This window comes from Geodermatophilus sp. SYSU D01180 (genome assembly GCF_054050415.1).
Window position 1 is genome coordinate 166,666 of the sequence record NZ_JBJGZH010000008.1, and the last position, 6,603, is coordinate 173,268.

A 6,603-nucleotide genomic window follows, 5' to 3' on the forward strand; every position below is an offset into this window, starting at 1 on the left:
CCGTGCCCGCTCCCACCCCCGAGTCCGCCACCGCCCTGCTGGCCGAGGCCGACGCGGCCGCCACCCGGGTGCGGCGGGAGGCCAGCCCCGCGGCGTCGGCGTTCCTGCTCACCCTCGGCTGCGCGAGCGCCGGGTTCTTCCTCGCCCTGCCGGTGGCCGGGTCCGAGCGCGGGGTCGCCGCGGCGGCGGTGGTCTACGCGTTGGCCGTGCTGGGCGCCGCGGCGGCGCTGCTGGCCGGCCGGGGCTCGGTGCGCGCCGGCTTCTCCACCCGGTTCGGCCTGGCGATGGGCGTCTGGGGCGCGGTGCTGGGCCTGGGGCTCGCGGTGGGGCTCACCGTGCCGGGGCTGGCCGCCGACCGGGCGTGGTGGGCGCCGCTGGCGGTCGCCGTCGCGGCGCCGTGCCTGGTCGGCGCCTGGCGGGAGCGGCCGCGGTGACCGGGCACCCTCGGCACGCCCTCGACGAGGTGATCCACGCGCCGGTGCGGTTCTCGGTGGTGGCCACGTTGGCCGCCGCGGAGGAGGCGGAGTTCGGCTTCGTCCGCGACGGCGTGCAGGTCAGCGACTCGGTGCTCTCGAAGACGGTGGCCGTGCTGGAGCGGGCGGGCTACGTCGAGGTGCGCAAGGGCTACGTCGGCAAGCGGCCGCGGACCTGGCTGCGGCTGTCCGCGCGCGGCCGCGCGGCCTTCGACGCGCACGTGGCGGCGCTGCGGGCGATCGCGGAGGGCCGGGCGCTCAGCGCGGGGTGAGCCGGTGGGCGTCGGTGCGGTAGGGCAGCTCGAGGACGTCGCGCCCGGCCGTGTCCGGGTGGGTGGCCAGCAGCTCGCGGAGGCCGCCGAGGAAGGCGGCGCGGGCGCCGGGGGTCATCGTCGCCGCGTAGCTGCGGGTGCCGATGCCGCCGACGACCTGCTCGGGCGTCAGCCGCTGGACGACCCGCGACCGCGCGGTGGCGACGTCGGCCGGCAGTGCCGCGGCGAAGGCGGCCACGACGCCCTGGTCGGCCTCGTGGCCGCGGGCCTCGCCGGCCAGCGCGGCGCCGAGCGCGACGACCCAGGGGACGGTCTCGTCCCGGGTGTTCCAGACGAACCCCACGACGCCGCCGGGCCGCAGCACGCGGCGCAGCTCGCCCGCGGCCGGCTCCGGGTCGAACCAGTGCGCGGCCTGGCCCGCGACGACGGCGTCGACGGAGGCGTCGGGCAGCGGGATCGCCTCCGCGCCGCCGACCTCCGCCGGGACGCCGGGGTGCCGGGCCCGCAGCTGGGCGAGCATCTCCGCCGACGGGTCGACGGCGAGCACCTCGTGCCCGGCGGCGACGAGGACGTCGGTGAGCAGGCCGGTGCCGGCGCCGAGGTCGAGCACCCGCCGTGGCCGGTCGCCGAGCAGGAACGCCACCGCGTCGGCCGGGTAGCCCGGGCGCAGGGCGGCGTAGTCGGCGGCGACCGACCCGAACGACGTCCGCCGCTGCTGCCAGTCGGCGGGGTCGAGCGAGCCGGTCGCCGTCACGCTCAGCTCGCGGGGACGGCGTCGGACGCGGCCGCCTTCTTCGCCGTCGTCTTCTTGGCCGCCGTCGTCTTGGCGGTCTTCTTCACGGTGGCCTTGGTGGCCGTCGTCTTCTTCGCCGCCGTCGTCTTCGTCGCCTTCTTGGCGGCCTTCTTCTTCGTGGCGGCGGGCCGGCTGCGGCGGTCGGCGAGCAGCTCGGCGGCGCGGTCGAGGGAGATGGTCTCGACGTCGTCGCCCTTGCGCAGGCTGGCGTTGGTCTCGCCGTCGGTGACGTAGGGACCGAACCGGCCCTCGCGGACGGTGATCTGGCCCTGGGTGACCGGGTCGGGACCGAGCTCCTTGAGCGGTGCGGCCGCGGCCCGCCGTCCCCGCTGCTTGGGCTGGGCGAACACGGCCAGAGCCTCGTCGAGGGTGACGGTGAACAGCCGCTCCTCGTTCTCCAGCGACCGCGAGTCGCTGCCCTTCTTCAGGTAGGGCCCGTACCGGCCGTTGAGCGCCTGGATCTCCTCGCCGTCGGGGGCGGTGCCCACGGTGCGCGGCAGGGTGAGCAGCTGCAGCGCCTGCTCGAGGGTCACCGTCTCCGGGGACATGGACGCGAACAGGCTCGCCGTCCGCGGGCTGTCCTTGCTGCCCTCGGGGACCACGGTGGTCACGTAGGGGCCGTAGCGGCCGGCCTTGACCACCACCGGGTGGCCGGACTCGGGGTCGGTGCCCAGCTGCCGGTCGCTGGAGGGGGCGGCGAGCAGCTCGGCGACCTTCTCGCTGGTCAGCTCGTCGGGCGGCAGGTCCTCGGGGAGGCTGACCCGCGGGCCCTCCTCGCCGCCGGCCTGCAGGTACGGGCCGTAACGGCCGACGCGGACCACGACCGGCTCGCCGGCCGGCCCGGTCGCCCGCAGCGGGATCGAGTTGACGCCGCGGGCGTCGATCTCCTCCAGCTGCTGGCCGATGACCTGCTTGAGCCCGCCGGAGGCCGCGATGCCGCCGGCGTGCCGGCCCTCGCCGCCGAAGTAGAACTCGGTCAGCCAGTCGACCCGGCCGAGCTCGCCGGCGGCGATCTCGTCGAGCTCGTTCTCCAGCGACGCGGTGAAGTCGTAGTCGACCAGCGCGGCGAAGTGCTGCTCGAGCAGGTTGACCACCGCGAAGGCGGTGAAGGAGGGCACCAGCGCGGCGCCCTTCTTCCACACGTACCCGCGGTCCTGGATGGTCTGCATGATCGACGCGTAGGTCGACGGGCGGCCGATGCCCAGCTCCTCGAGCCGGGCGACCAGGCTGGGCTCGGTGTAGCGCGACGGCGGGGTCGTCGTGTGGCCCTTGGGCTCCAGCGACCGCGTGTCGAGCTGCTGGCCGCGCTCGACCCGGGGCAGCCGCCGCTCGGCGTCGTCGCTGCCGTGCTCGTCGTCGCCGTTGCCGGCGCCCTCGTCGCGGGACTCGACGTAGGCGCGCAGGAAGCCGGGGAAGGTGATCGTGCGGCCGCTGGCGGTGAACTCGACCCGCTCGTCGGTGGTGCTGCGGCCGGCCAGCCGGATGCTCACCGTCTGCCCGACGGCGTCGGCCATCTGCGAGGCGACGGTCCGCTGCCAGATCAGCTCGTAGAGGCGGAACTCGTCGCGGGCGAGCTGCCCGGCCAGCTGGCCGGGGGTGCGGAAGGAGTCGCCGGCGGGGCGGATCGCCTCGTGCGCCTCCTGCGCGCCCTTGGCCTTCTTGCTGTAGCGGCGGGCCTCGGCGGGGACGTAGGCGTCGCCGTAGAGCTCGCGGGCCTGGGTGCGGGCGGCGTTGATCGCCTCGCTGGAGAGGTTGGTCGAGTCGGTCCGCATGTAGGTGATGTGGCCGTTCTCGTACAGCCGCTGGGCCACCCGCATGACCTGCGCCGAGGACCAGCCGAGCTTGCGGCCGGCCTCCATCTGCAGCGTCGAGGTGGTGAACGGCGCGTAGGGGCGGCGCCGGTAGGGCTTCTCGTCCACCCGGCTGACCGTGACCTGCCGGCCCTCGAGCCGGGCGGCCAGGCCCCGGGCGCCGGCCTCGTCGAGGTGCACGACGTCGCCGGTCACCTGCCCGGTGGCGGGGTCGAAGTCGCGGCCGGTGGCCACGCGGCTGTCGTCGACGCTGACCAGGCGGGCGCGCAGCGTCGTCGGCTCGCCCGCGTCGGCGCCGGCCCGGCCGGGGACGGCGAAGACGCCGTCGAGGGACCAGTAGTCGGCGGCGGTGAACGCCATCCGCTCGCGCTCCCGCTCGACGACGATGCGGGTGGCCACCGACTGCACGCGGCCGGCCGACAGCCGGGGCAGGACCTTCTTCCACAGGACCGGGCTGACCTCGTAGCCGTAGAGCCGGTCGAGGATGCGGCGGGTCTCCTGCGCGTCGACCAGCGCGGTGTCCAGCTCGCGGGGGTTGGCCACGGCGCGGGCGATGGCCTCGGGGGTGATCTCGTGGAACACCATCCGGCGGACCGGGACCCGCGGCTTGAGGGTGTCGACCAGGTGCCAGGCGATGGCCTCGCCCTCGCGGTCCTCGTCTGTCGCGAGGTAGACCTCGCTGGCGTCCTTGACCAGCTGCTTGAGCCGGCTGACCTGCTGCTTGCGGTCGGGGCTGATGACGTAGAGCGGCTCGAAGGCGTTGTCGACGTCGACGCCGAGGCGGGCCCACGGGGCCCCCTTGTGCTCGGCCGGGACGTCGGCGGCGTTGCGCGGCAGGTCGCGGATGTGCCCGACGCTGGCCTCGACGACGTAGCCGTTGCCGAGGTAGCCGGCGATCTTCCCGGCCTTGGTCGGCGACTCCACGATGACCAGCGGGCGGCCGGCTCCTGCGGCAGCGGTCCGGCGGCGGGCGGGCGTGCTCGTGCCGCCGGCGGTCGTGGCGGCGGTCTGGCCGTTCTTCGCGGTCTTCGTGGGCACGGTGCTCCTGTCGGGTGGTGCTGGTCGCGGCAGCGCGGTGTGCGGTCTCGTCGTCACGCGGTGCGCCCCCTCGGCGGGCCACGGTAGGCCACGACGCCGGAACGCGACCGGTCGGCGACGGCGCGCGGGCGCGCCGTCACCGCCTCCAACGGTGCAGTGGCGCCGCTGTTCCCGATCTCCCCAGCGCGGGCCGCGGCTGGTCAGTCGGCCGTCTGCGCCCGCGCCACCACCTCCCCGATCGCCGGCAGGGTGGGCCGGTCGGGGTCGTAGTACTCCCAGTGCAGCGTGTCGGGGTCGACGGGGAGTCCGGTCGCGCCGAAGCCAGGACGCCAGGGGCTGGTGCCGAACCACTCCAGGTACGAGATCGGGTCCCACGGCGAGGCGGCCGCGTGGACCTCGGGAGCCTCGAGCCCGGCAGCGTCCTCCTCGTCGATCCCCGGGCTGCCCGCCAGCACGACGGCGTCCGCGTCGATCAGGCCCGGTTCGTCGGCCGCTTGGTCGACGACCACGGTGCCGTAGCTGTGCGCGACGACCGTGACGCGCGGATCGCCCGCCCGGCCGGGGCCGTTGCCCTCCCGCGCCGCCGCCAGGCCCGCCAGGTCGCCGGCCAGCGCCGCTCCGCCCCGTGCGGCCGCGTCGGTGAAGGCGACCCGCCAGCTGCCCGCCCCGGCCGGTGCCCGGTAGCCCAGCCACGCCACCGCCGCGACCGTCGCCGCGGGGTCCGCGTCGAGCGTCGCGTCCGCCACCGCCCGGGCGTCGTCGCCGAGCTCGGCCAGGTCGTCGGCGACGGTGTTGCCGAGGCCCGGGACGAGCAGCGCCACGTCGTCGGCGGTGTCCGCGTCGCCGTAGACCACGGCGGCCAGGTCGTCGGCCGGCTCGTACACCCACAGCTGCACGGTCCGTCCGGCTGCCTCCTCGCCGGCGATCTCCGCGGCCACGGCCAGGGCGGAGTCGCGGCCAGGGGCCGTGGGGTCGGCGAGCGTGCGGTCGAGCCGGACGCGGTTGACGCGATCGCGCACCCAGGCCGGCACCCCGTCCAGCCCGCCCAGCGCGGGAGGCGCCGCGGCCAGCAGCGCGTCCCGGGCCGGCCCGGACAGGCCTCCCCACCAGGCGGCGACCGTGTCCGGGGACGCACCCGCCGGGGGCAGTCGGAGGCTGATCGTGAAGGCCCCGGCCGCGCCTGCCGCGGCGGCGAGCGCCGCGTAGCCCGGAGGCGGGGCACCTCCGACCACGCCCACGCGGCCCAGCGGACCGGACGAGCCGGCCGCGGCGGCGGCGGCGCGGGCGGCCGCGCCGAGCGCGTCGGCCGCAAGCCCGGCGACCCGCTCGGCCGCGGCGGCCTGCTCGGCGATCGCGTCGTAGTGGTCGGCCAGCGCCTGCGGCGTCGCGCCGGCGGGCGGCGCGGCCGGCGCCGGGAGGACGACCCCGCCGGCCTCGTCCACCGTCACTCCGCGGGTGGCGGCCTCGGCCAGCGCCTGCTCGGCCAGCTCCTGCGCGGTGCGCGCCTCCCGCGCGGCGTCCTGCAGCCGGTCCAGCGACGCGCCGAGGGCGGAGGTCACCGCGGTGACCACCGCGGACACCTCCCCCAGCGCCAGGGCGGCGACCCTGCCGGCGTCGCCGGACCAGCACTCGGCGGTCCCCAGGGCGCGGGCGACCTCCTCCACGCGCGCCCGCCACGGCGGCAGCCGCTCGGTCACCGCCTCGAGCGTCCAGACGGCGCCGTCGAGGAGGGCGACGTCCCACGCGGCGACGGCGGTGAGGCCCGGGGCGCTCACCGGTCGCCCACGGGCAGCGCCGCCCGCGCCGCCAGCAGCCGGTCGGAGACCGCGGCGTCGGCCAGCCGGTAGGACCGCACCGCGCCGAGCAGGGCGGTGGCCGCGGCGTCGGCCCCGGCGACGAGGTCGGCGACGAGCGCGGCCCACAGCCGGCCGGTCGCCCCGGCCCGGTCGGACACCTCACCGGGCGCCGCCGTTGCCAGCGAGACCGCGGTCGAGGCGCACAGGTCGGCGTCGGAGGAGAGCTCGGCGGCCAGGGCGGCGAGCTCCTCGCCGAGCGTCTGGACGGCGTCGAGCTGGATGGCGATGGGTGCGGACAACGGCCCTCCCGGCGTGGGGGGGGGGGGGGGGGGGGGGGGGGGGGGGGGGGGGGGGGGGGGGGGGGGGGGGGGGGGGGGGGGGGGGGGGGGGGGGGGGGGGGGGGGGGGGGCGGGGGGGCCG

6 protein-coding genes are annotated in these 6,603 nt (G+C 77.4%); 2 read left to right on the top strand and 4 right to left on the bottom strand.

Annotated features, from left to right (window positions below):
* Positions 1–2 precede the first annotated feature (2 nt).
* Together ACI8AA_RS10165 and ACI8AA_RS10170 are read left to right on the top strand one after the other, a co-directional pair.
* Positions 3–434, top strand: a complete 432-nt coding sequence (locus tag ACI8AA_RS10165) for a hypothetical protein (RefSeq protein WP_457044336.1) — start codon at positions 3–5, stop codon at positions 432–434.
* Positions 431–745 (top strand): winged helix-turn-helix domain-containing protein, encoded by a 315-nt coding sequence (locus ACI8AA_RS10170; RefSeq protein ID WP_456930029.1) that lies wholly within the window; start codon positions 431–433, stop codon positions 743–745. Before ACI8AA_RS10165 ends, ACI8AA_RS10170 begins: the two co-directional genes overlap by 4 nt.
* Here ACI8AA_RS10170 and ACI8AA_RS10175 read toward each other — a convergent pair.
* The 4 genes from ACI8AA_RS10175 to ACI8AA_RS10190 form a co-directional block, all read right to left on the bottom strand.
* Complete coding sequence (locus tag ACI8AA_RS10175) at positions 732–1,499, bottom strand: class I SAM-dependent methyltransferase (RefSeq protein ID WP_457044337.1); 768 nt, start codon at positions 1,497–1,499, stop codon at positions 732–734. The genes ACI8AA_RS10170 and ACI8AA_RS10175 overlap by 14 nt on opposite strands.
* Positions 1,500–1,501: 2 nt before the next feature.
* Positions 1,502–4,387 (bottom strand): type I DNA topoisomerase, encoded by a 2,886-nt coding sequence (topA, locus tag ACI8AA_RS10180; protein ID WP_457044338.1) that lies wholly within the window; start codon positions 4,385–4,387, stop codon positions 1,502–1,504.
* Positions 4,388–4,587: 200 nt separating this feature from the next.
* The gene (locus tag ACI8AA_RS10185; protein WP_457044339.1) at positions 4,588–6,162 is read right to left on the bottom strand and encodes an alpha/beta hydrolase; all 1,575 of its coding nucleotides are present in this window, start codon (positions 6,160–6,162) and stop codon (positions 4,588–4,590) included.
* Positions 6,159–6,482, bottom strand: a complete 324-nt coding sequence (locus tag ACI8AA_RS10190) for a hypothetical protein (protein ID WP_457044340.1) — start codon at positions 6,480–6,482, stop codon at positions 6,159–6,161. Before ACI8AA_RS10190 ends, ACI8AA_RS10185 begins: the two co-directional genes overlap by 4 nt.
* Between the last annotated feature and the right edge of the window lie 121 nt (positions 6,483–6,603).